The organism is Petroclostridium sp. X23 (assembly GCF_030013905.1).
Classification (GTDB): Bacteria; Bacillota; Clostridia; order SK-Y3; family SK-Y3; genus X23.
The window spans coordinates 1,832,945-1,857,160 of the sequence record NZ_CP124862.1; the positions used below are offsets into that span (position 1 = coordinate 1,832,945).

The 24,216-nt window shown below is 39.7% G+C and carries 23 protein-coding genes; 2 read left to right on the forward strand and 21 right to left on the reverse strand.

The features are described from left to right. Nucleotides 1-58 precede the first annotated feature (58 nt). From QKW49_RS08965 to QKW49_RS08980, 4 genes are all read right to left on the reverse strand, one after another. Entirely contained in the window at nt 59-1,573 is a 1,515-nt protein-coding gene (locus QKW49_RS08965) for a UbiD family decarboxylase (protein WP_282867209.1), read from the reverse strand. 90 nt (nt 1,574-1,663) lie between these two features. Then, entirely contained in the window at nt 1,664-2,023 is a 360-nt protein-coding gene (locus QKW49_RS08970) for a hypothetical protein (RefSeq protein WP_282867210.1), read from the reverse strand. Between the two features lie 341 nt (nt 2,024-2,364). Next, a complete protein-coding gene (locus tag QKW49_RS08975) occupies nt 2,365-2,586 on the reverse strand; it encodes a hypothetical protein (RefSeq protein WP_282867211.1) in 222 nt (73 codons plus the stop codon). 220 nt (nt 2,587-2,806) lie between these two features. Beyond that, nucleotides 2,807-3,688 (reverse strand): 4Fe-4S binding protein, encoded by an 882-nt coding sequence (locus QKW49_RS08980; protein WP_282867212.1) that lies wholly within the window; start codon nt 3,686-3,688, stop codon nt 2,807-2,809. Between the two features lie 114 nt (nt 3,689-3,802). Between QKW49_RS08980 and QKW49_RS08985 the strand changes: the two genes are divergently transcribed. After that, entirely contained in the window at nt 3,803-4,675 is an 873-nt protein-coding gene (locus QKW49_RS08985; RefSeq protein WP_282867213.1) for a LysR family transcriptional regulator, read from the forward strand. A gap of 270 nt (nt 4,676-4,945) precedes the next feature. Here the strand turns inward: QKW49_RS08985 and QKW49_RS08990 are convergent, their stop codons facing one another. The 5 genes from QKW49_RS08990 to QKW49_RS09010 form a co-directional block, all read right to left on the reverse strand. Then, nucleotides 4,946-5,716, reverse strand: coding sequence for an SDR family oxidoreductase (locus QKW49_RS08990; protein WP_282867214.1), 771 nt, complete (start codon nt 5,714-5,716; stop codon nt 4,946-4,948). Nucleotides 5,717-5,892: 176 nt separating this feature from the next. Then, complete coding sequence (locus tag QKW49_RS08995) at nt 5,893-7,218, reverse strand: transaldolase family protein (protein ID WP_282867215.1); 1,326 nt, start codon at nt 7,216-7,218, stop codon at nt 5,893-5,895. Nucleotides 7,219-7,230: 12 nt separating this feature from the next. Next, nucleotides 7,231-7,683: an RpiB/LacA/LacB family sugar-phosphate isomerase gene (locus tag QKW49_RS09000; protein WP_282867216.1), complete on the reverse strand. Its 453-nt coding sequence runs from the start codon at nt 7,681-7,683 to the stop codon at nt 7,231-7,233. A 27-nt stretch (nt 7,684-7,710) separates the two neighbouring features. Continuing rightward, on the reverse strand, nt 7,711-8,649 hold the full coding sequence (locus QKW49_RS09005) for a transketolase C-terminal domain-containing protein (protein ID WP_282867217.1): 939 nt from the start codon (nt 8,647-8,649) through the stop codon (nt 7,711-7,713). A 1-nt stretch (nt 8,650) separates the two neighbouring features. Continuing rightward, on the reverse strand, nt 8,651-9,496 hold the full coding sequence (locus QKW49_RS09010; RefSeq protein ID WP_282867218.1) for a transketolase: 846 nt from the start codon (nt 9,494-9,496) through the stop codon (nt 8,651-8,653). A 145-nt stretch (nt 9,497-9,641) separates the two neighbouring features. Between QKW49_RS09010 and QKW49_RS09015 the strand changes: the two genes are divergently transcribed. Further along, a complete protein-coding gene (locus QKW49_RS09015) occupies nt 9,642-10,970 on the forward strand; it encodes a transposase (RefSeq protein ID WP_282863714.1) in 1,329 nt (442 codons plus the stop codon). A gap of 200 nt (nt 10,971-11,170) precedes the next feature. On the opposite strand, the gene QKW49_RS09020 is transcribed toward QKW49_RS09015, so the two are convergent. The 12 genes from QKW49_RS09020 to QKW49_RS09075 all read right to left on the reverse strand — a co-directional run bounded on the left by QKW49_RS09020 (nt 11,171) and on the right by QKW49_RS09075 (nt 24,143). After that, a complete protein-coding gene (locus tag QKW49_RS09020) occupies nt 11,171-11,920 on the reverse strand; it encodes an ABC transporter ATP-binding protein (RefSeq protein ID WP_282867219.1) in 750 nt (249 codons plus the stop codon). A 32-nt stretch (nt 11,921-11,952) separates the two neighbouring features. Beyond that, nucleotides 11,953-12,717 carry an ABC transporter ATP-binding protein gene (locus tag QKW49_RS09025; protein WP_282867220.1) on the reverse strand — a complete coding sequence of 255 codons (765 nt, stop codon included), beginning with the start codon at nt 12,715-12,717 and terminating at the stop codon, nt 11,953-11,955. Further along, the gene (locus QKW49_RS09030) at nt 12,696-13,472 is read right to left on the reverse strand and encodes an ABC transporter permease (protein ID WP_282867221.1); all 777 of its coding nucleotides are present in this window, start codon (nt 13,470-13,472) and stop codon (nt 12,696-12,698) included. Before QKW49_RS09030 ends, QKW49_RS09025 begins: the two co-directional genes overlap by 22 nt. Then, on the reverse strand, nt 13,469-14,302 hold the full coding sequence (locus QKW49_RS09035) for an ABC transporter permease (protein WP_282867222.1): 834 nt from the start codon (nt 14,300-14,302) through the stop codon (nt 13,469-13,471). Before QKW49_RS09035 ends, QKW49_RS09030 begins: the two co-directional genes overlap by 4 nt. Before the next feature lie 96 nt (nt 14,303-14,398). Beyond that, complete coding sequence (locus tag QKW49_RS09040) at nt 14,399-15,565, reverse strand: NrtA/SsuA/CpmA family ABC transporter substrate-binding protein (protein WP_282867223.1); 1,167 nt, start codon at nt 15,563-15,565, stop codon at nt 14,399-14,401. A gap of 56 nt (nt 15,566-15,621) precedes the next feature. After that, on the reverse strand, nt 15,622-16,599 hold the full coding sequence (locus QKW49_RS09045; protein ID WP_282867224.1) for a transketolase C-terminal domain-containing protein: 978 nt from the start codon (nt 16,597-16,599) through the stop codon (nt 15,622-15,624). A 25-nt stretch (nt 16,600-16,624) separates the two neighbouring features. After that, nucleotides 16,625-17,470, reverse strand: coding sequence for a transketolase (locus tag QKW49_RS09050; protein WP_282867225.1), 846 nt, complete (start codon nt 17,468-17,470; stop codon nt 16,625-16,627). A gap of 24 nt (nt 17,471-17,494) precedes the next feature. Beyond that, nucleotides 17,495-18,523 (reverse strand): alcohol dehydrogenase catalytic domain-containing protein, encoded by a 1,029-nt coding sequence (locus tag QKW49_RS09055; protein WP_282867226.1) that lies wholly within the window; start codon nt 18,521-18,523, stop codon nt 17,495-17,497. A 19-nt stretch (nt 18,524-18,542) separates the two neighbouring features. Next, the gene (locus QKW49_RS09060; protein ID WP_282867227.1) at nt 18,543-19,976 is read right to left on the reverse strand and encodes a lactate racemase domain-containing protein; all 1,434 of its coding nucleotides are present in this window, start codon (nt 19,974-19,976) and stop codon (nt 18,543-18,545) included. Nucleotides 19,977-19,990: 14 nt separating this feature from the next. Next, nucleotides 19,991-20,920, reverse strand: coding sequence for a triose-phosphate isomerase (locus QKW49_RS09065; protein ID WP_282867228.1), 930 nt, complete (start codon nt 20,918-20,920; stop codon nt 19,991-19,993). Nucleotides 20,921-21,185: 265 nt separating this feature from the next. After that, nucleotides 21,186-22,295, reverse strand: a complete 1,110-nt coding sequence (locus QKW49_RS09070; RefSeq protein WP_282867229.1) for a LacI family DNA-binding transcriptional regulator — start codon at nt 22,293-22,295, stop codon at nt 21,186-21,188. An 876-nt stretch (nt 22,296-23,171) separates the two neighbouring features. After that, on the reverse strand, nt 23,172-24,143 hold the full coding sequence (locus tag QKW49_RS09075) for an SIS domain-containing protein (protein WP_282867230.1): 972 nt from the start codon (nt 24,141-24,143) through the stop codon (nt 23,172-23,174). Nucleotides 24,144-24,216: the final 73 nt, after the last annotated feature.

Here is a 24,216-nt window from a genome sequence, read left to right on the forward strand (position 1 = left end):
TTAATATATGAATATACTATTCAAAATCTCTATATGCACCTGCAGCATCATCTATAAGTCAGTTTCTTCCATCGACGTACAAGCCCTTGTCAAACAATTCCGGTGCAAAACGTGCAGGATTCATCTCTTTGAACTTTGACCTTTTAAAATGCTCTTTTAAATGAAACGGTACTGTACAATCAAAAATCACCTTACAAGAAATCCCTTTTCCATGAAGCAACGGGTTATACTCCGGACTTTGGGAAGGGTCCAATGGATGACAGCGTACACCCGGAATGAAAATCGTATCAACATCTCCCTGATAACGCGTATTCAAGGCCCATAAAACATCATTGCTGTCAAACGGATCTACATCTTCATCTACAATAATGATATGTTTAAGCTCGGAAAACGCTGCAAAAGCTAATAATGCAGCTTGCCTTTGACGTCCTTCATCACTCGGTACGCTTTTTTTGAATTGTAAAACAGCCATATATTTGCCGCCGCCTGCCGAATGTGCGTAAACATTTATCAGACGGCCAGGCATCGCCTTCTCTACCATTTTTATGATACTTGCTTCTGTTGGAATCCCTGCCATATTAACATGCTCTTCACTAGGTCCTATACAGGTCTGCATGATGGGATTGCGGCGGTGTGTAACTGCTTTTACTTTTATGATCGGCAGCTGGGGGTTGGCAGGACCTGTATAGCCAGGAAACTCCGGCATGGCTTTTCCGGTATTTGTGTTCTGATCTTCTCTGACACGTACATCGTAAAGCAATTCACCCTCAATAACATACTCGGCATTAGCAATAGCCTTTTCATTCATGGTTAAGCATTGAACTAGCTCAACAGCTCTATTCCTAATAGCTCCTGCCGCACTTAACTCATTATAACCAAGTGGTGTTGTGGGCGGTTCAAAACATGCTGCAATTTCGATAGCAGGATCCACGCCTATGCTGATTGAAATAGGCAGCGGTTTTCCCGCCTTTTCCGCTTTTTCATGAAAAACACCTAAATGGCGTGCTCCAGGTACAATATACATTGAAATCTCATCTTTGCTTTGCAAACATAAACGATGTATTGTCACATCCGATTCTCCAGTCTCAGGATCAGAGGCATAGCACATCCCTAAAGTGATATACGGACCGGCATCTTCTTCTGTATTGGTAGGTGCAGGCAGCAGTTTTCTGATATCAAATCCCCGTTCATTAGCATAATGTACAACCTCTTGGCACAAAGCTTCAGTTTGCTCAATAGTAATTGGTTCAATGGGGTGTGTAACCGCTTCATTTAAAAGGAATCCCAGGCGTTGAGGCTCTGCGCCCAGCATAAGGGCTACCCTTTCTCGACTGGCTAAGAGCCCTATAAGAACCCTTGCATCTTCATTCCCTTTAACATTGTTAAAAATCATTGCCGGACCGGTCTGCGTCGGACGCTGTACTGTTCCGCCAGCACCGACATAACGGTATACCCCTGATATCTCAGCATGCGGATCAGCAGGTTCGTCCGTTTCAATGAGCTGTCCCGGTATTGTTCTTAACAACGCCAGGGCTGACCGTAAATCTGTTATTTTCTCTTTTTCTTTAACCATAATAACACTCCTATATAATTAATAATCCCGTACTAAGATTGATATACTTTAAAAGGTTATTTATTCTTTAGCGGTTGGCAATTTTGTCATTCACCTCATGGTCTGGTCATCTTCTCTTAACAATTCACTTAGTTTTTCCGCTATTTCTCGGCATAAATCAACTGTATTTACTATCTCTTGGGAAGTGATATTATCTAAATGTATACCGCAGCAAACAGCAAGATTGCCTTTGTATGCTCTTCTTAGAATATTTCCGAACATTTCTGTAATGACATTTTCTTTATGATGGTAGAAAGTAATTGTTTGAAGGCTCTCACAATATGATCCGGCTGTTAAGGCACCAAGGTGCGGTGTATCGCCTCCCGTTAAAATTATACATACATCATTTCCCATAGGAAATGCAGTCATGTTTATTTGTAATCTGCCTTTTGTTTTAATAATCTGTATCATTTTAACTCACCTTTAGTTCAGACTTAACAGGTATTTTAAAGCTGATAGTAAATCATGCTGTTTTCCACTGGAATTATGAAGAAGACCCTCTATTACATAAGGGACTAATATGACGCAGTACAAACTTTTTATGCAATATAAACATCTATTATATTTGATTCCCCTAATATATTTTATTATATTTCCGTAACAAATCCTTTACAATATACACAGAAGACCTATTTCTCAATTAAATGTCCTTTTTGTTAAATAATTGAATTTATTTTAATTTAATAGTACACTTTTCAAAAATAAAAAAGACAGCTAATCTATAACTGCCTTTTCCCTATAAATACTTATTCTTATCTGTAATTGTCATGACCAGGGTCACCGTGCATTCCATCTTGCGGCATCATTGGTGCACCAGGTACTGTCGGCTGCATTGGCTGCATATCCATTCCCTGATGGTGCATCGCCATCTGATAATTCACCTGCGCAATTTGTCTTTGAATATTAGCAGAGCGGGCGTGACCGTTTGCTAGTTGGTTATGCAGATTATATAGCTGCATATGCCAATTCATCATATTCATATCCATTCTTAGAATCACCTCTTTAAAATTCTATTCAACTTAGTTCATCTAATAATAATATATGAACTTTACGTAATTCTGTGACAAACAGAGCATTCAATCTACTATTCTAGGGCTAATAAATTTATGTTAGATAGATTGGCTTTAAATATTCTCCTAATTCATTGACATAAACCTTGTTCTACTTTTATTCCACCAAATTCCTTTTTACTTTTTAGCGATCATTTGCAATAAGCATTTCCTGAACCTTTTCTATACCTATTCGATCAATTGTCATCCCGAAACGCTCTCCCGGTACGCCTTCATTCTTATACAATAAAATTGCATTTTCTATTACATTCAGAACTTCATCTTTTGTAAACATCTTATCAATAAGTGAACCTATACGTGTTTTTTTCCCCCATCTGCCGCCGACATAGACTTTATATCCTTGTTCTTCATCCGGGATCGCATTAAAATAGCATTTGGAGATGCATAAGCCGCAATTATTGCACACAGATTGATCAATGATCATTTTACCGTTTTCCATGCTTGCCGCTTTCATCGGGCAAGTATCAATCACACCACACTTTGCGCATCCCTTGCATAATTGGCTATTATAATCCGGTTTTTTCTGGCCTACAATTCCCAGGTCATTAAGCTCCGGTTTTACACAGCTGTTTGGGCAGCCTCCAACTGCAATTTTAAATTTATGGGGGAGCATAACATCGGAATATCCTTCATAAAATCTCTTATGGATTTCAATGGCAAGTCCTTGGGTATCCACCAGTCCATATGTGCAAACCGTCCCTTTACAAGCGACAATAGGACGTACTTTTGCTCCTGTTCCACCGACCGTCATACCCTCTTTTGCTACATATACTTTTACATTTTCAATATCATCGTATTGAATCCCCGGAATTTCTACTGTTAATCTTGAAGTAAACGAGACATTCCCGTTTCCGAATTTTTCAGCGACCTCACTCAAGTTTCTTATTTGTTTAGCATTCAAAACTCCATTTCTCGTAATGACCCTTGCTGAAAAATGTATCCCATCATTATTGGATAAAAATCCTTGTCCTTTCACTTTCTTTCTTTGTTCTGCTGTTATATTCATATGATCAACTCCATTTATTATTTCTCTTTCTATTATAATACTTGAACTATATATTGCAAAATAGTAATATATTATTATTATAATAGGTATTTACCTATAGAACGGAGTATTAAGATGACAATCAGACATTTGAAGGTTTTTATCGCCGTTTGCCAATATGGAAAGATGAGTGTTGCCGCTAGAAAACTACATATCGCTCAACCATCCATCAGCCAAACCATCTCAGAAATAGAACAGTATTATGAAATAAAACTATTTGAACGTCTCTCTAAAAAACTTTTCATTACTGAGGCAGGCAAAGAATTCTTGAATTATGCAAGACATATCATCGCATTGTTTGATGAAATGGAAGAAAATATAAGTATGAAATCTAAAAATATCAGCTTGAAAATTGGTGCGACAATCACGATTGGAACTTGTGTGCTGAATGATATCTTACAAGATTTTGAAACCAAACATCCCGAAGTGAAAACACAAATCATTGTTGAAAACACCGGTGTTATTGAAGAAATGCTATTAAAAAGCGAACTGGATATAGGAATAGTAGAAGGGGAAATAAAAAGCGCCGATATTATTACTGTTCCTATTCTTTCAGATGAGCTTATACTTGTTTGTTCGGCTTTTCATAAATTTTCGAATTTAGAAAGCATCAGCATATCTCAACTTCAAAGCTTAGATTTTGTTATGCGTGAAAAAGGCAGCGGTACAAGAGAGCTTTTTGAAAAAGCACTGCAAGCCGCGGGAATTTCTGTAAATGAAAAGTGGACTTGTAACAACTCGGAAGCAATTAAAAATGCAGTTATCAATGGTCAAGGTCTAACAGTCATCTCTAAAATGCTTGTAGAAAAAGAATTGCAGTCAAAGAAACTTCATAGTATTTTAATAAACGATGTTAATCTTGATCGAGACTTTCATGCCGCATATCATAAAAACAAGTATTTGTCAGAAAGCCTAATGAGTTTTATGTCAACCTGCCTGTATAGATGATCATTGATTTTTGACCAAAATCCCCACTTTTTATGCATGATTACTTTTAATATTATCTTAATATTAAAATACTTTTGAAAATATTTTATCGGAGCATCGAAACCAACCTGCAGCAATATTCATACGTTGTAACAGGCCAAGGGACTGTCTCAAAATAAATTTGAATTATATTTTAAAACAACCCCTTATGTATTTTCACACTATTCTTAAATAACTATTTTATAATGCTTAACAGCCCTGTAATGATCATCATTAAAAATGTACCTAAGCCTATCTACCTAGAAAACCTCCATCTACATTTAGTATCGCCCCAGATACATAATTTGAAGCCTCGGAAGCAAGAAATACAATTGCTCCCTTCAGTTCTTCAGGCTTCGCCCACCTCCCTTTGGGAATTCTGCTATTTATCGAATCTACCAATTCTTTGCCCATTTGATCCTTAATATTAAGCTGTGTTTCAAAATATCCGGGCGCTATTGCGTTTACACATATGCCGGATTTAGCCAGCTCATTGGATAAAGATTTGGTAAGTAAGGCAATGGATGCCTTTGAAGCGGAATAGGAACAATTTTTAAAAGCTCCTATAAAACTAAGCATAGACGCTATATTTATTATCTTACCATAATGATTAGCCTTCATTTTTTCCGCCGCTAATTTACATAATATAAACGGTGCTGTGGAATTAATTTTAAATACCTTTTCCCAATCTTCCAAAGTATGATCAAAGACATCCTTTCTTACAATTGTTCCCGCATTGTTCAAAAGTATATCTACCTTACCTCCCATAATATCTACAGCTTCATTAAAGGCACGTGTAATATCCTTGTCATCTCCAAGATCTGCTTTAATGGCATGTACTTTCTCTCCTAACTTGCTCATTTCTTCTGCAGTAGTGTACATTTCACCCAGTATATCAATGATGCACACCTCCGCTCCTGCTTCATGGAGACCTTCTGCCATCGCCCGCCCCAAACCACGTGCCGCACCTGTTACGATTGCTTTTCTTCCTGTAAGATCAAATAAGTGTGTCAAATTAAACATCAAACTCACCTCGTAAACTATCAGTAATATTATTAAAATCTAAAGTAAAGTCAAATCCATCTTATCGCAAGACTAAATGATTGAGCCGTAGAGCCTTGACCCGGTGCTGTTGCTAAAGGTATAGCAAGTTGCACCAGATCTTGAAGCTCTTTTATCCATTCATTACAAATATTCAACTATTTCTGTCCTTTTGCCGCATTCATGAAACGTCTATGGAATTGAACCACCAATGGTGAAGAAGTAAATTGAGAAAGGTGTTCGGGAGCTGTGGTAATCACGATACGGTCTGACATATCTTTAAACTCATCTTCCATCAGCAGTTTATCGATATAAGGATATAATGTATCTCCCTGGAAGTTGCATATGATCAATCGCGTATCCGACATATTGGCCTTGCGCAGCACTCTGAGATTATGTCTTATGCTGTCCAATCCATCGCAATCCTTATCATCAAAGCCTCTGTACTTTAACATAAACTCTGCTAGATTCTTTATTTTTAGCATATCCATATTTGCTTCATTGGCTCCGATATAATCGTTGTCTATCATATACTGTTTTAACATATCCATGAAAGTGTCATCACCCGTAGCCTCATACGCCTTTAACAGTCCAAACATATACTTGCTTTGCGTATGTCTGAACATAATAAAGCTGTTGATAAAATATGGACGCGCTTGAAGCGCCAGAGCGGTCTGATAAGGTTCAAACATCAGCGTGAAATTCACTCTATAACCCTTTTCCTTCAACATAATAGCTAAATTATGTCCTCGCAGTCTATCTTTATTAATTCCTTGATTCCATCTAAGATTGAATTTTTTATCTCCTTCTAACAACTCTTTCACATTCTCAGCATTCACTGGCCCTGTATGAGGAATCTTAATTACAACCCTATATTTTGAAAGCATTTCACTGAAGCGTGCACATTCTTCAAGAATCTCTTCATCGGATGCATTAAATGGATCATTAATCTCTACGCTGATATCACATCCAGGCCCCAGAATTTTTCCTATTTCATCCATAACCTCATCTCTGTTTTTGAACTTTTGTCCTATATTTGCTTGAGGATTATTAATGAACATATTGTAGATAATTGCCGGATTACACGTTAGATTTGCCACCATATCCTTTATTTGATAAACCTCATAGGGATTGGCGGAATCTGCCGAAAAGAGAAGCTTGGTAGGACGTTTAATGCCATTTTTATCATATGAGATATCCCGGACCAGATCCGCTTTACATATTCCATCACTTTCCAGCGAATATTCTACTTTAAATCCTGCCGGAGTTTCTCCTTCCGGAATGTTGAAATAATCAATGACTTCCTTAAAGTTTTGAGTCACTCCAATATATTTTGCGTATGATTTTATCTGTGAATATAAAGCAAGGCCTATTTCTTGGTTTTTTAATCTATACACATAACTTTCATCGCCTTTTGCGATATTGATACCCTCTTTGCCTAGGATAGAGTGTGTGTAACATTTTAAAACGCTATTATTCTCCATGACTTTAACCTCCTATTTCATATTCTCTTGTTCATATGCATAAAGCTTGCCCAGCTTTGTGATAAAAGGCTCTTTGCTTTCATAAGTTCTCGCCAGCCATTCTTCAGCCATCTTTAAAGCTGTCATTTTGCCTGCTACCAAAGCGCCAATGCACATAATATTAATATTATTCGCATATACCGAGCGATCAGTAGAGAATAAATCATGGCAAACTGCTGCATAAACACCACTAAATTTGTTTGCACAAATCTGCATCCCTATCCCGGTACCGCAAACCAAAAAACCCTTTTGAAATTCTTTTTTCTGTATCCCTTGTGCTACTTTCGCAGCCACATCGGGATAGTCTACTTCATTTGCATCATAACAGCCGCAGTCAACTACTTCGTGCCCTCTTTTAGCAAGTTCATTCATCAAAAAGCTTTTTAATTCAAATGCCAAATGGTCGCTTCCGATTCCGATCTTCATAATTAACTCCTCCTCAAATAAATCATATTATTTTGCCTTAATGGCGTCCTTTACTGCTGAAAAAATCGTTTCAGCATCAAGTCCATATATCTTAACCATCTCATCAAAACTTCCGGACATTCCGAACTTGTCTTTTACACCTACGCGCCTTAAAACAGTGGGATGGGCTTCAGAAACCACTTCTGCAACAGCTCCTCCAAGGCCTCCGATGACGCTGTGATCCTCGGCTGTCACGATGACCCCCGTCTCCTTTGCACATCTGACCACCAGTTCTTCATCCATCGGTTTGATACACGACATATCCACTACCCTCGCTGAAATGCCTTCCGCTTTAAGCATATCCGCCGCTAGAAGAGATTGATACAGCATCCGCCCAACAGCCATAATGGTCGCATCCGTTCCTTCCCTTACGATCATCCCCTTGCCGATTTTAAACGATATATCGGTATCATACACCAATTCTTCGGCATACTTTCCTCCCAAACGGATATATACCGGCCCATCATATAATAATGCTTCCTCGACAGCTGCTTTTGTCAACTTAGCATCTGTCGGCACAATCACTACCATCTCCGGTATTACACGCATCAGAGCAATATCCTCAACACATTGGTGTGATGCGCCATCTTCATTGATTAATATTCCAGCATGGGTCGCACAAATTTTTACATTTCTATGAGGATAAGCGATTGAATTTCTTACTGCATCATAGGCACGCCCGGCCGCAAACATTGCAAAAGTGCTTGCGAACACCGGTGAACCGCATGTAGACATGCCTGCTGCGGTTGACATCATATCCCCTTCAGAAATGCCAATGTTAAAAAATCTTTCAGGATATTTCTTCGCAAAATGTTCCGTTCTCGTCGCCTTGGATAAATCAGCATCACAAACATAAAACAGGTGCTTTTCTCCCAATTCCGCCAGTGCAAGACCATACGCCTCTCGTGTCGCCATCTTTTCAGCCATTTCAGCCAACCTCCAGTTCCCTTAATGTTTGTTCCAGTTCTTTGACCGCTTCATCGTATTGTTCTTTATTTGGAGTCATACCATGCCATCCAACCTTGTTCTCCATAAAGGACACACCCTTGCCTTTGATAGAGCGGCATAAGATCGCCGTAGGCCTTCCTTTGGTACGCTTACCTTCTTCAATGGCATCTATGATTTCTTCCAAGTGATGCCCATCTATCACAATCACATGCCAACCAAACGCAGCAAATTTCTTATCTACCGGTGCAGGATTCATCACTGCTGCTACTTCCCCGTCAATCTGAAGACCGTTCAGATCAACAAAAGCTGTCAAGTTGTCAAGCTTATAATGCGCAGCCGTCATTGCGGCTTCCCATATCTGACCTTCTTGAATTTCACCATCCCCCAGCATGGCATAGACATGATAATCCTTGTTTTCCGCCTTCCCGATCATCGCCATGCCATTTGCCGCCGAAAGACCCAATCCCAGAGAACCCGAAGACATATCAACTCCCGGTGTTTTTTTCATATCCGGATGTCCTTGAAGGAAACTTGATCCCTTTCTTAGATTTTTCAACTCATCCCTAGAAAAATATCCTTTTTCCGCCAGCGCCGCATAATATGCAGGTGCGCAATGCCCTTTTGAAAGTACGAACCGGTCCCGTTCCGGCCATTCGGGATTTTCTGCATTAATATTCATCTCTTTAAAATAAAGCACCGCAAGAATATCCGCGATGGATAATGATCCGCCCGGATGTCCTGACCCGGCACAATAGAGTGATTCTATAATATCCATTCGTATTTTCGCTGCCGCTATTTTCAATTCTTTATATGCATGACTCTCCATTTTTTCACCTCATTTATTTGTTATAAGTTGGTGTTCAGCAAAGCTGAACCCCTTGATTCAACTTGATTTTATCAACTGGAAACAATTTTCTTCACCTCACAGCCCTCAAACCTGCTAAAATAGAGAATATTTTAGAAAGGGGCTGATGTCATTGCTTCCACCAAACCAGAGTCACCTGGCTTATAAACTTAATTTATTTCTATCTGTCAGTGAGACTGACAGCATTGCTAAGATAATATCAAAGATTGATCTATCTCGTGTTTATGACTTCTGTTTACATTTTTATTCACAAAATCCTGCAGGACGTATTGCACTTTATCGCCCTCAAGATGCTTTAAGGTCTTTACTTGTGATGTACCTTGCTGGCTTTACATCCATTAATAAATGGGTCAAAGAACTTAGGGATACACCAAGATATGCTTATCTATCAGGTTTCTCTCCTGACAAGACGCCCTCTAAGGCTTATTTCTCTTGGTTTATCTCTAATCTTTTCGGCGATGAAAACGTTGAAGATGTCATGCTTCAAGGTTCTCTAATCCGTAAAATATTTGAATTGTTATTTGTCAAAGAATCTATCGAATTAGGAATCATTGATCCCCATGATAAAGTAATCTTTGACGGCTGCAAGGTAAAATCTTTTTGCAAACAAAAGTATGTTCCTGAAAAATATTGTAGATGCTATGCCAGTAATATAAAACCCTTTAAATGCTCTATGTGTACTGACTCCGAAGCCACAAAAGGTTATGATCATAATCTTGATGAATATCTAATGGGATACGGTCTGCATTTTGCAACAACTCCTATGATAGATAATCCATCTAAATGCCTACCACTAACATTCTTCGTCGAAGGTGCTGATGTCCACGATGTTAGAATGACACCACATCTAATAATGCATCTTTATCACAACTTGAAAGTTGACTTTCATTATGTCATTGCTGATTCGGGATACGACGCTTATTATGTTTACTGGTGGATTAGTTTACTAGGCGGTAAGCCTATTATTGCAATTAATCCAAGAAATTCTCAAACTCCAACACCTACTAATGAGTTTGGTTTGCCTGTTTGTGCTGCTGGTCATACATTTTACTATTGGGGTATTGATAAGAAAAAAAGACGACTAAAATGGCGGTGTCCAAGAAAAGCTTCTAAAAAATTGGCTGAAAAACTAAAGTGTGATCATCCATGTTGTGATTCTGGCTATGGCAAGACAGTCTATACTCACATTGAAGATGATATTCGTTGGTTTACCCAAGTTCCCAGAGGCTCACAACTCTGGAAAGACATCTATTCAAGAAGAGCACGTATAGAATCCGTTATTGGAGATATTGTACTCAACAACGGTCTTAAATCTCCATTATTTAGGGGTACCAAGAACTTCTTCGTGAGAACTGCCTTAGTTTGCATGCTCCAACATGCAAAAGCCATAGCCATAACCCTTGAGAATAAAGAATACCATAAGACTGCTGCATAAACTACAGGAAAAATATTCTTACTATTCTCTTGCATAGGGAATCTCCGACCATTTTTAGATACCAAATTATTCCTATCATCCATTCTTTAAATTTTCAAAGTACACATGAACATAGTTTATTGCTATAACCTAAAACTTTAACATTCTATACCATTTTGTTGTTATTTACTGAACATCTACTTGTTATAAAATATTGATGCTTACCACCACTTGATCATATCCGTCACATAACTGCGTATCCTGATAAATTCAGGATCTGCAATATTGCGCGGGCGCGGCAAATCGATAATGACTTCCTCTTTCACTGAAGCAGGCTTGGGTGAAAGAATCAAAATCCTTTCGGCAAGATAGACCGCTTCTTCAATATTATGGGTAATGAAGATCACCGTACTGTTCAATTCCTTCCAAAGCTTGATGACTTCATCCTCTAAATAAAAACGTACTTTGATATCCATCTGTCCATAAGGTTCATCCATCAACAGCAGGTCAGGATTCATCGCAAATGCCCGCCCTATCACCACTTTTTGCTCCGCGCTTACCGAAAGCTGTCCCGGATAAGTGTGACGGTATTTTTCAAGGCCCATTAGTGAACAGATTTTATCCACCTGGCTTTTAATATAGGCTTCAGGGTGCTCTTTGGTTTCAAGTCCAAACCGCATATTTTGCTCCACTGTAAGCCATGGGAAAGCAGAAGGCTCCTGAAACACAAAAGCGAGATTGTGTTTCTGCGGGTCGGCTTTCTCTCCATCTACAAGTATCTGTCCCGATGTAGGCTCGATAAGGCAGGTCAGCAGGTTTAAGAAAGTGGTTTTTCCACAGCCTGTTGGCCCTACCACGCATACAAATTCTCCCTTTTTGATATTAAAGCTGCAATCTTTCAAAACAGTCAGATCGTCAAAATTCTTGCAGAGATCTTTCACTTCCACTTTATACTCCGAGTTGTTTGCCATGATGCATAACTCCTTTGCTATTAATATCCGTTCTACGCAAGAGCCAAGTCGGTATTATTGGCGATCAATTCCCTCATCTCCAAAAATTCCTTATCCATATTGTTTCTTGGCCTTTTCAGATGCTCCAAGGAATAGATATCTTTTACTCTTGCAGGCCGTTCACTGAACAGTATAATCCGGTCTCCCAAATATACAGCTTCCTCAATATTGTTTGTAACAAACACCACGGTTCTTTTATCTTGCTCCCACACCCTCAGGATCTCGTCCTGCATGGCATACCTGGTCTGGGCATCAAGCTGTCCGAACGGCTCATCCATTAAGAGAATCTCCGGATTATTGGTATAGGCCCTCGCTATTCCGACACGCTGCTTCATTCCTCCTGAAAGATGCCTGGGATAACTGTTTTCAAACCCTTTTAACCCTACCAAATCAATAAAATGCTGTGCTCTTTTCCGCCGGATCTCTTTCTTGATACCCGCAAATTTCGGACCCATCTCCACATTTTGCATCACTGTTTTCCAGGGCATCAGCGCAATCTTTTGGAATACCATTGAAATCCTGTCATCCGTTCCTGCATGAGATTTACCATCTAAAAACACTTCCCCTGATGTGGGTTGCATCAATCCTGCAAGTATACTCAAAAACACGGTTTTACCGCACTGTCCCGGACCAAGCAGCACTAAAAACTCATTCTCCCGCACATCCATTGAGATGTCCTCAACAGCACTCACTTCTTGTTTTTGCATATAAAAAGTCTTGGAAATGTTTTTAACACTCAGTTTATATCTGTTCTCCATGGGCACAACCACCTCTCTAGCAATGTTAATAGCGTGGATAACAACGCTCCCACCAGCCCTATGAAAATCATCGAGACCATCGTCAGAGCGATATCATCGCTGTCGGAACCCCTGATAATCAAAAATCCTAATCCTGTCTTTGCGGATATCATCTCTGCGGCCAGCACTACCATCCACCCTGTACCGAGGGCCGTCTTTACCCCGGCAACGATGGCAGGGATGGAAGACGGTAAAACGATATCAAGCAGCAGCTGCCTGTTATTTGCTCCAAAAATACGTCCTGCATCAAGATTGAGCTCAGGTACCAGCGTAACACCGGTATAAGTATTGACAACGATGGGCATCACAGCCCCGATGAACACGATAATAATTTTTGATAATTCGTCAATCCCAAACCATATTGTAATTAATGGAATCCATGCAATGGGAGGTACCGGACGCATCATTTCAAATAATGGTTTCAAAAGTGCTCTGAACGTCTTGCTCCAACTGATCAAAAGACCAAAAGATATTCCTATGACCGAAGCATAGACAAGTGCGGAAAGTACACGGCTCAAGCTGGCCCATATGTGCTTTTCAATGGAGGTCTTACTAATGGGGTGCTGCAAAAGAATAATAAACCGTTGTATAACTTCTGTCGGAGACGGTATGAGGCTTTTTTCATCCATTGATACCCAAATCCAAAATAAGATCAGGAGTACAATGGATAATACCGGCAAAACATTCATGACTATTTTTTTTGTGTTTCTGTTCATTTCTGAACCCTCCATTTAATCACAGAATTCTCAACTTTGGTCAGCAGCATATCGAGAATATTCCCGATCACTCCGATGACAATCATGCCTCCAATGATAATATCTATCCGCATAAACTGCCTTCCCATCAGAATCATATATCCAAGTCCTTTATTTGCCGCGAGCATCTCAGCAGCCACAAGGGTGGACCAAGCACTGCCCAGAGATATCTTAAAACCCGCAAAAACCATCGGCATTGCTGAAGGGATCCCTACCTTCAGAAAAATCCTTCTATTCGATGCACCACATGTCTTCGCAACATTTATAAGCACAGGATTTGTAAGGATAATGCCTGTATAAGAATTAATCAGTGTTGGGACGAATGCTGAAAAAAAGATAATAAACGCCTTCGCCATGATGCCTATTCCTAAAAACAAAATGGTTAACGGTATCCAAGCAATTGGCGGGATAGGGCGAATGACCTCGAATACAGGCCGCACAAACCGGTCAAATGGTTTATACCATCCCATCAACAGTCCCAACGGGGTTCCTATCAATATCGCAAGTAAGAAACCCAGGATTGCGACCAAAAAACTTGATCCGATATTCACAAATAACGTCGCACCATCCGGTCTGGAATCGACTAATTTATTGATGACTGAAATACACACATCGATAGGTGAAATCAGCATTCTTTTATCAACAATATTTAAAGCAACCAACAAGTACCATATCAAAATAAACGCTGCAATTCCGGTAATGTTAAGTATAAGCACCTTGCTTACCCCATTTTTAAATTTTACAGCTTCAGGCCTTATCGGATTTGTAATGTCCAAGCTTGTTTTCATCATATCCACTCCATATTTTAAAATGAGTATATATATTTTTCGTTAAGATGATGGCATCCGCAAGACATCTGAAAGCCTTGCAGATGCTCATACCAAAAACTATTTTTTGTTATTTTTTAGGAATTCCACCGTTTTCATCATATACGTGTCGTCCATATATTCCAATACCTTCTCCTTCTGCTCTTCGGTGTAATTGCCCATCTTAATGAAATAGTCCATCATATCGCTCATGACCTGCTTATACTCATTCATATCTCCGTTTGAAGGCTGCAGCATCTTTTCCACTTCAGCCACGGTTGGCGTCTTATGCATTTCCAAGAGCTTCTTGCAGTCTTCCAAGCTTGTTTTTACACCATTCTCGGTACAGTACTCGAGAAAATACTCTGCTGCATCTTCCGGATTGTCATTAATCCACATGGCTGCTTCCATGTATGTATCAAGATATTTTTGAACAACCTCCGGACGGTCTTTTAAAATCTTGCTGCTTGCAAATACGCAGGTCGGTATGTGTACCCCAGCTGCTTCTGCGCCGGATACTTTTTTCCAACCGTTCTTTTGCGCATTCAGTGAGAACGTAATCCACTGCACCACACCATCGCCCTGATTGGCTTTAAACGCTGTGTAAGCTGCCGGCACTTCCATATGTGTGATCTTAACATCCTCTTCACTTAACCCCATCGCTTCCAATGTAGCAAGCAGAGTAAGATGTGCTGTCGTACCCTTTGGAAGAAGAAACTCCTTCCCTTTCCAATCTTCCGGTTTCCCGTAGATATCCGGATAATTGGGGATATTCCCTTTACCTGATTTATAAATAGGACTGTCTTCTCTTACATAAATATCAAGCGAAGGGTCATCCCAAGTACCATAACCAAGTATGGACAGATCATAACTTACTACCCCGTTCACCGCTCCCGGTCCGCCTGCTCCGCCTGTTTCCCATGCATTACTGGCCAAAGCCTCCATCTGCGGCGGCCCACTAATGTATACCATTAGATCTACATCTAACCCCTGCTCTTTGAACCACCCTTTTTCTAATGCCACATATGCAGGTAAACCATGTGTGGAAGGATGATGACTAATCGTGAGTTTTTGTAACTGTTCGGGTTGCTTCTGAGAATCGGGTGAAGAAGCATTTGCATCCGCTTTCTGTTCTGTTTTTGAGGTGTCTGCTTCTTTGTTGGTCGTTTCTCCTGAATTGTTTGCACAAGCTCCAAGTGAAAAGATCAATCCAATCGCTAATACCATAGCCATTACTTTTTTTTTCATGTACAGGTACCTCCTTTTAAATACATAAATTTTTAGTGATATCCGGCACACGGAGATCAATGAATCTCCTTTTTGATTTGCAGCACTTCCTGTGCTTTTTTGACAATGCTCTCTGCTTTAAGCCCAAATCTCTCCATCAAAAACCTTTCATCACCTACCTCTCCAAATAAATCTTGAATGCCCACTTTTCCTACAATTGCAGGGTGATATTGGCTCACAAGCTCGCTCACGGCACTGCCAAGGCCTCCTATTACCGTATGGTTTTCTGCCGTCACGATAGCTCCAGTCTTGGATGCTGCTTCCAATACAGCGTCTTTATCAAGGGGTTTTATTGTAAACATATCCAAAACCCTTGCACCGATACCTTCTTTCGAGAGTATCTCAGCGGCTTGCAAAGCTTCATAAACACACATGCCTGAAGCAATTAGTGTAATGTCTTTTCCTTCCCTGAGTTTCATTGACTTTCCGATTTTGAATTCAGCGTCTTCATCATAAATTCTTATCGCATTTTTTCTGTAAAGACGTATATAATGCACACCGTATTCATTTGCAATCTGGGGAATCAATTTCCTCAACATTGTTGAATCAGTGGGTTCAACGATTGTGATTTCCGGAAACGCACGAAATGTCGATATGTCATCCATACATGAATGGGTCCCTCCATTCAATGCCGCGGACACTCCCGGATCAGTTCCCACGATTTTCAGATTTAATTTTGCATAGGACCCCGAAATATACAGTTGGTCATGTGCCCGACGGGAACAAAAACATGCAAAAGTATGTACAAAAGGAATCTTACCCGTAAGGGATAACCCGGCCGCAAAACTAGCCATGTTTTGTTCGGCAATGCCCATATTCAGTGCATGTTTAGGGTCCTCTTTTAAAACATCCAATAGGCCGCAAGCAAAACCAAGATCTGCGGTCAGCAACATGATGGGCAAACCTTTAGCGATCAATTCCCTTTGCGCATCTACATATGCTGCCCTCATTTCTACGTTTTCTTTTTGATATTCGGCACCAAACGGTATACTCATTTTTTCACCTCTCTGTCGTTCTTTTTTATGATTCAATTTCTGCAATCTGCTCCTTAAGCATCTCAATCGCTTCGTTTGATTTATCCATAGGAACCGGAATATTATGGTTAAAATCAAGCTTTTCCGCAAAACTACAGCCTTTTCCCTTAATGGTACGCAAAATAATCATGTTAGGCACATCTTGTACTTCTTTTGCCTTTTGTATCGCTTCATATATCGCTGATACATCATGTCCGTCAATATCCTGCACCTTCCAGCCAAAGGCCTCGAATTTCTTAGCAATATCCCCTAAGCTAAGCACATCTTCCAATTTTCCATCCAACTGCTTGCTGTTATAGTCAATAAACGCTATCAAATTGGATTGTCTATGATGTGCCGCAAACATCGCAGCTTCCCAGATTTGCCCTTCTTGACATTCTCCGTCACCCAGTATGCAATATGTATAGCTTTCACGTCCGTCTTCTCGATCTCCATAAGCGATACCGCTTGCTACGGACAACCCCTGTCCGAGCGAGCCGGTACTCATGTCGATACCCGGCGTTTTATTCCTGTCGCAATGGCTTGGCAGCATGGTTCCCGGCGCGTTCAGGGTAGTTATCATTTCTAACGGGAAAAAGCCTTTTAACGCCAGTGCCGCATAAAGTCCCGGCCCGGAATGACCTTTTGAAAGGATCAGCTTATCTCTTTGCATCCAATTTGGTTTTTGGATGTCATAACGCATTACTTCTCCATAGAGTACGGCAATCACTTCTGCAACGGACATAGATCCCCCGACATGCCCCATGCCTACACTTGCCATTGCACGGATCGCTTCTATCCTGATCTCATTTGCGAAAACATTCAATGCTTTCACCTTTTGATTTGTCAACATATTTAATTCACCTTACTTTAATGATTATGGTTTTAAGATTATTTTAAAGTGTTCTTGATTTGATTCTTGGAAATTCATTGCTTCTTTTATATTTGAAAATACAAATTCATGGGTAACAAATTTGCTTAGCATATCCTCTGCAATACCGCTTTCAATAATTTTTACCGCAGTTTCAAAGTTCTTTTGATTATGTATCCTCACCCCTCTGACTTGGATTTCTCCTAATGAAAATGCCCGTACCCGGATGGGTACCATATTAGGCGAGATTCCTACTTGCACAATAATTCCGCTGCGTTTTACGGCATACGTCATCAATTCATAAGCACTTTTTGTACCGGTAACCTCAAAGACTACATCGGCTCCCTTCTGATTGCTTAATGCCATCACACGCTCCAATACATCCTCTTCCCCTGCGTCAATCACTGTAAATCCTAACATTCTGGCAAATTCAATCCGTTTTTTATTCACTTCGCTCAGGATTACATTTGAAGCCCCCGCAAGCTTTGCCGCTACCGCAATACAGATGCCTATTACGCCGCCGCCAATGATGAACACCTTATCGCCTACCCCTACCTCACCGGTATTTACACTATGCACACCCACTGCCAACGGTTCTGCCAGTACCGCCATCTTCGTATCGACGTGATCAGATACCTTCATCACCTTTTTAGCCGGAACCTTGCAGTATTCCGCAAACGATCCGGGAACATGCACCCCCATCACCTTCAAATCAAAACAGATGTTATCCCTGCCGCTGTTGCAAAGCTCACAGTTATTGCAGGAATAATAGATCTGTCCTACAACGGTATCTCCGATATTAGCATTTGTTTTTAAATTCGACCGCACATCTACAAGCTTTCCTACATATTCATGTCCCGGGATAATAGGAAACTCGTTATCAAAGCGCCCGGCATAAATATGTGCGTCACTGCCGCAAACCCCTGTGTATTCAATCTTTATCAGTGCTTCTTCGGGTCCTAATTCCGGCATAGGGACATCTTCATACACAATGTTGCCCGGCTCATGCACAACACATGCCTTCATCATCTTCATATTGATCCTCTCCATTACATTATTTATCTTCTTTCATACCAAGATGCACAGCAGCAAGTTTGAAGGTTTTGGGCAGCGCTAGGATGTTAGGCCGATCCCCCACATATTTTCGTGCATCTTGAAGCGCCTCCTCAAAGGTCGCCCTGGTTTTTAAACCCATACCTCTTGCATAACCCGGTTCAATGGCGCCTACGATATAAATGGCTGCACAGTTCATTTCAGCGATGTGCCCGCAGGAAATCATTGAAAATGCATGGTAAGGATGATATCCGTAATTAAAACGGTATTTGTTAATGTATTCTTCATTATTGGAAAAGAATTCACCGTATTTCTCCATATCCGGCAAAGTATGATGGTAATCTTTCTGGAATGACTCATATAATGCCCGGTATGCCGGGAATTCCTCCTCATGAAAATATCCATTGCACAATGATGAACAAATGATTACACAATTGTCTTTCATAACCCGTTTGTGACGAATGATTTGGGCAGAAATGGCTTGAAGCATTAAAATAGGGTTTGTGCCCATCCCGTTTCCGTAGTGAAAAGCCTGAGGCATCCCGAAGACCATGATGTCATATTTTTTCTCAGCCCACGGAATATTGGTTCTTTTGTCGCAAACTTCCCATGATAGAGGCTGAATTTTCTCCGCATCACCGGTAAATATACCAATTTGCCGGGCATAGGTATCCAATGCGGCATCGCATGTAAAAAACTTCTTTCCCATGCATTTTTCCATGTGCATCCCGATAGCGTCGAATTTTTTACGCATCAAACTATCCTTGCTTACAGGTGTGAAATCTTCCCGGTGCATGACATGAGGTACATGGTGATGCATGATGGACTTCCAGTGAGTAATCCCCGTCGTACAGTGCTTGTATCCCCCGGAATAGCCGCCATAGGGATTGCCCATCGCATGTCCGATAAGAACGGCAAAATCACTTTCATAGACTTCTCTGTTCATGATCACGCGGTTATTCAGTTCATCATAGCCTAAATCTACTAGATTATCCCAATCTTCACTATCATGATTGGTAATCTGATGTGTATACCAAAATTCATTGAATACCTTATCGCCAAGAAGCATTTTGATTTCTTCCTTTGTATTCTTGCGGTGCAATCCATTACTGCAAATCAGCTTAATATCCTTCTTTTCCACGCCTGCCTTAAGAAGTTCCTCAATGATGATGGGAATAGCGACTTTTCTATGTGCCGTGGGTTGCATTCCTCCCTTAACTTTATCGGGAAACACAATGGTTACCTTGTTTCCTTTTTTTACAGATTTGGAAATCGGATCCATACCGATGGGATTTAATATCGACTGTCTGGTAACTTCCTCTATATTCTCAATATATGGCGGATCGGGAACCGTTTCACTGGGTATGAAGACATCGGTGCTATCCGGCAGATTTGCCTCCATCAGGCCCGCGCCATACTCAAAAGCCAGTTTCATGATGATTAACCTCCTTATAGCTCATACTTCAACACGATATTCCTTAAGCCTTCCGGTTCAAAACCAATATCTCCTGTAAACCGGGTTAAGGCTACAAGTCCTCCATCAATGGCAGGAATTTTTGAAATAGATTGGACATTTTCTTCCTTTAGTCCGCCTCCATAAACGACATCAGGAACAACTGCGAATTTTGATTTGACGTAATCTTTGATAAATGAAGAGATGAAACTGATATACTCACTGTTGGGTGGAGTCTTTCCGGGACCTATGGCCCAGATGGGTTCATAACCGATGGCCAGCTGCTTGTCGCCTAATAAATTCTCAATACCATCAAGGGATTGCTCAAGCTGGCTTCCTATCACTGCTTTGATATTTTCATACTGCTGTTCGAGAGATCCTTCACCTCTCTCCTCTGCAGACTCACCTACACACAAAAGAACATTCAGATCTCGCAAATATGCACTTTTTAGTTCTTTGTTTATAATGGTGTTTACAGCCTTCTTCGCCTTCATGCTGCGTTCTTTGTCATGATTGATGTGCGGATCATACTCGGTCATCAATTCCTGAAGCCACCGGCGTTCCTCCGAATGGCCGATAATGGACCACGAGCAGCCTATGCTTACCATGGATGCAGCAGGCCTGGAGGTTGTAAATGCTCCGAAATTTCCTCCTTCCTTGATATCATCTTTAAAAACACCTTGACACCCGATATTAATCCTGCCTCTCTCTTTACTTGAAATGCCGGATAGTGTTTCAAATGCTTTCATAATAAGAGATTCAGGCAGTAAGTATGTAATCTCTACCTCCTTCATCTTACCTAATTCAAAATCGACTGTTTTTTGAATAATTTCTTTAATCCACTCTCCCGGATCACCGCGAGTACAAATGCCTCCTAGGTTCTTAGGCACTTCAAAACGTTTAAGGTTGATAAAAATCCTCTTCATTTTGCACCTCCATAAAATTTATACATTGTTAAAAAGTAGTGATGATTTATATTCAAAGTATAATGAATATCTTAATAACCAGAAATTTCAGCTTCAAAGAGAGCTTTTTATTCTTTGGATACAGGCATCTTCCAGACACTGAACTTCTTTCGAAATATAGAAACCGTTTTCTATAAGCTTACACCACTTTTCTCCTGCTTATAAAAACAGGATTCTCAGTGGCCGTTATGTATCGGATGAATTCTTTGCAACTGAATGTTTCAATCTATAGATTTTTTATGTTTTTTACCGAATTCCCGAATATCACTTCATTATTTATAATAATCTCGGTAAATTTCCTGTGCTTTTTATTCAAACTCTGCTCTTTCAATCGCTTTAAAACAAGTTTCCCTGCTTCCACACCCATATCAAAATTCTTTTGAGAAATTGCTGTAATCTTAGGTTTTATTAGTGAAGAAGATAACGTACCATAGGATACTAATGAAATATCTTCCGGAATTGAAAGACCCAAATCTTCAACAGCCAGCATGACTCCTTCAGCCATTGGACCACTGCATGCCAGCAGTGCTGTCGGACGTTCATCTTTTGATAAATTTTTGAGCATATTGTAAAAGCTGGCATGCACTTTGCTGGTATTGAATTCTCCTTTGATAATATATCTTTTATTGAGCTTTATACCGTTTTCTTTCAATGCATCTCGATATCCGGCAAAACGCTCCTGATTCATAGACAGGTGCTCAAGTCCTAATAAAATACCTATACGCTCATGCCCATTATCAATAAGGTACTTTACCATCTTATATACCGCACTATAGTTATCTTCTAGGATGAAATCTGCTTTAAGATTCGGGACGCGTCTGTCTACCAACGCCACCGGTGTGCCGGTATCAATCAACTGCTTAAATACACTTCCATCATCATTGCACGAAGCAGCTATGATCCCATCAACCATCCTCTCTTTCAGCATGCTTAGAAGCTCCAATTCTTTTTGAGGATTATTATCGGTACTGCATATAATAAGATGATATCCTTCTTTTCCTACTACTGTTTCAACACCTTGTACAAGTTCCATAAAAAACTTGTTCGCAATATTGGCAATTACGACTCCTATCATCTTTGTCTTCCCGCTTTTTAGACTTTGTGCAACGACATTAGGCCGATACCCCAGATCATTTATTGCTTTTTCAACACTTGCCCTAGCCTCGGGACTTACAGGATAGTTCCCATTAATAACCCTGGATACTGTTGTAACACTTACATTTGCTTTTTCTGCAACCATTCTTATAGTTGGTTTTATGTTTGGTACCATATCATTTGCCCTTTCTTTTTTTTGAAGTAATTTTGTCCAAAGCATAAGAAACCGTTTTCTACTCATATAAAATTTTTTTCTATTCAGTATAATTAGAAACCGTTTTCTATGCTCGCCAAACTATCTGAAACAGTTATTTAAAAATATATAAAAATATAAATGTAATAAATTTTTGATGTTTTGATATTATCAATATAAATTTATAGAATTTTAAGTTCTATCATATTTTTTATAGAAACCGTTACCTATATTGCCCTCATTAAATCTATATACTTGCTTTTATAACTTTAATTAAAAACTAAAAAAGTGTATGAAATCATTTAGAACACAAGGAAACTAGTTGCGCTAGACTGGACACATTTTATATATAAATTATAAATTTACATTATATGCAGATTTATGTGTGTATAAATCATTTAAAAATTAACCGCGCAAGAATATTTTTTACTAACAACATTTAACTTAACAGTCGATGGTTAAATTATAAAATAACTAGTACTATTTGTCAAGCATTTCATATTAATAATTTGTATTTTTTTATATATTTTTTTGTTAAAATGTCTTCCGAATATATTAATATTTATAACTCACTATCATAACCCTGTCTAAAACGTCGTATTTAAAAGGCTTATAGTCTTTTCCGGTTTTCTGTTTCTTCTAAACTCAGTACAAGCTACGCAAACCTAGTTAATTCTAGCTATCTAAGTAAACGTTTTACCATCCAGAAAATTCACTACGTCAAAATATATTGAGACATACATAAAAACAGTATTTTAATAAATTCATTTCTGGGATATACCAAATTACACATAACAATAAGAGACCAGAGTCAACCCTGGTCTCTTATTGTTATGTGTAATTTGGAACAATCCAAATAAATAAATCATTGTGCAATTTCTAATGCTCTGCTAAAAACTTTCAAATCCGGCTTATAATAAACGTCTAGTATTCTACTTTCCACATATATCTGCGCTGACTCATTGGATGGTTTCTTGCATCTGCCATACGGCAAACAACTTCACGTTCAATCGGAATCATAATAGCTGAGTTGAAAAATTCTACTACACTGTCATCTATCACATTGATACCAAGCTCTTTTGCATCAATTACAGTCACTTTTTTCGCATATCTGTTTAAGAAAGTCAGGCAGCGCTCATCCAGTGCACGGGTGCGACCTTCGCTCATTAACAAGATAATAGGTAAATTTTTATCAGTTGTTTCAAACGGGCCATGGAAATACTCACCAGTATGCATGATAACCGCATGTTTCCATTGCATCTCCATCAAGTGGCAGCAGCTCATGGTATAAGCAGTACTATAGCAAGCACCGCTTGCCATAACATAGAACAGTTCCTCATCCTTATATTCTTGCGCAAATTTTTTGCCGATAGGATCAATATATTTCTTTGCATTCGCAACAATCTGATCAATCTTAGTGAATGCATCCATCGCAGCATCATATTTTTCATAATTCTCAAACTGTTTGAGAATTTCAAATCCAAGCATCAGAGATTTCGCCTGGTTTGCCTGGCTGTAAACCTGGTTGTCACCATTGGAGTATACTACAACATACTGACCGTTTTTAGCCATCTCAGTGTCAGGGAATCCGGTCATTGCAATAGTGATTGCTCCCTTTTTGTTTGCAACCCTTACAGCTTCCACCGTTTCGGCTGTTGCATTCAGCGAACAGATAATACATATACTCTGCTCGTTTAACTTGGCAGGAGTTGCATAAACAAACTCATTACTATTGTATATTGCTGTACCGAAAGTTTTCGCCTCACTGTTCAGCAAATAATAACCGCCAAATATAGCAGCTTGAGAACCGCCGCAACCTACAAAATAAACCTGATTCAACCCACCTGCTGCATCAACTTTTGTTTTTATTTCACTAATAATCTGTTTAATTTCCATATCGTGCCTCCTAGTTTTCTAAAAGATCCGCTTCATTTCGATTTATCCGAAATGAAGGGCACCTTTATATTAT

What these genes read in the sequence shown, in the direction of transcription:
- QKW49_RS08965 (WP_282867209.1), bottom strand. Translation starts at nt 1,573, where the DNA reads ATGGTTAAAGAAAAAGAGAAAATAACAGATTTACGGTCAGCCCTGGCG.
- QKW49_RS08970 (WP_282867210.1), bottom strand. Translation starts at nt 2,023, where the DNA reads ATGATACAGATTATTAAAACAAAAGGCAGATTACAAATAAACATGACT.
- QKW49_RS08975 (WP_282867211.1), bottom strand. Translation starts at nt 2,586, where the DNA reads ATGATGAATTGGCATATGCAGCTATATAATCTGCATAACCAACTAGCA.
- QKW49_RS08980 (WP_282867212.1), bottom strand. Translation starts at nt 3,688, where the DNA reads ATGAATATAACAGCAGAACAAAGAAAGAAAGTGAAAGGACAAGGATTT.
- QKW49_RS08985 (WP_282867213.1), top strand. Translation starts at nt 3,803, where the DNA reads ATGACAATCAGACATTTGAAGGTTTTTATCGCCGTTTGCCAATATGGA.
- QKW49_RS08990 (WP_282867214.1), bottom strand. Translation starts at nt 5,716, where the DNA reads ATGTTTAATTTGACACACTTATTTGATCTTACAGGAAGAAAAGCAATC.
- QKW49_RS08995 (WP_282867215.1), bottom strand. Translation starts at nt 7,218, where the DNA reads ATGGAGAATAATAGCGTTTTAAAATGTTACACACACTCTATCCTAGGC.
- QKW49_RS09000 (WP_282867216.1), bottom strand. Translation starts at nt 7,683, where the DNA reads ATGAAGATCGGAATCGGAAGCGACCATTTGGCATTTGAATTAAAAAGC.
- QKW49_RS09005 (WP_282867217.1), bottom strand. Translation starts at nt 8,649, where the DNA reads ATGGCTGAAAAGATGGCGACACGAGAGGCGTATGGTCTTGCACTGGCG.
- QKW49_RS09010 (WP_282867218.1), bottom strand. Translation starts at nt 9,496, where the DNA reads ATGGAGAGTCATGCATATAAAGAATTGAAAATAGCGGCAGCGAAAATA.
- QKW49_RS09015 (WP_282863714.1), top strand. Translation starts at nt 9,642, where the DNA reads ATGTCATTGCTTCCACCAAACCAGAGTCACCTGGCTTATAAACTTAAT.
- QKW49_RS09020 (WP_282867219.1), bottom strand. Translation starts at nt 11,920, where the DNA reads ATGGCAAACAACTCGGAGTATAAAGTGGAAGTGAAAGATCTCTGCAAG.
- QKW49_RS09025 (WP_282867220.1), bottom strand. Translation starts at nt 12,717, where the DNA reads ATGGAGAACAGATATAAACTGAGTGTTAAAAACATTTCCAAGACTTTT.
- QKW49_RS09030 (WP_282867221.1), bottom strand. Translation starts at nt 13,472, where the DNA reads ATGAACAGAAACACAAAAAAAATAGTCATGAATGTTTTGCCGGTATTA.
- QKW49_RS09035 (WP_282867222.1), bottom strand. Translation starts at nt 14,302, where the DNA reads ATGATGAAAACAAGCTTGGACATTACAAATCCGATAAGGCCTGAAGCT.
- QKW49_RS09040 (WP_282867223.1), bottom strand. Translation starts at nt 15,565, where the DNA reads ATGAAAAAAAAAGTAATGGCTATGGTATTAGCGATTGGATTGATCTTT.
- QKW49_RS09045 (WP_282867224.1), bottom strand. Translation starts at nt 16,599, where the DNA reads ATGAGTATACCGTTTGGTGCCGAATATCAAAAAGAAAACGTAGAAATG.
- QKW49_RS09050 (WP_282867225.1), bottom strand. Translation starts at nt 17,470, where the DNA reads ATGTTGACAAATCAAAAGGTGAAAGCATTGAATGTTTTCGCAAATGAG.
- QKW49_RS09055 (WP_282867226.1), bottom strand. Translation starts at nt 18,523, where the DNA reads ATGAAGATGATGAAGGCATGTGTTGTGCATGAGCCGGGCAACATTGTG.
- QKW49_RS09060 (WP_282867227.1), bottom strand. Translation starts at nt 19,976, where the DNA reads ATGAAACTGGCTTTTGAGTATGGCGCGGGCCTGATGGAGGCAAATCTG.
- QKW49_RS09065 (WP_282867228.1), bottom strand. Translation starts at nt 20,920, where the DNA reads ATGAAGAGGATTTTTATCAACCTTAAACGTTTTGAAGTGCCTAAGAAC.
- QKW49_RS09070 (WP_282867229.1), bottom strand. Translation starts at nt 22,295, where the DNA reads ATGAGTAGAAAACGGTTTCTTATGCTTTGGACAAAATTACTTCAAAAA.
- QKW49_RS09075 (WP_282867230.1), bottom strand. Translation starts at nt 24,143, where the DNA reads ATGGAAATTAAACAGATTATTAGTGAAATAAAAACAAAAGTTGATGCA.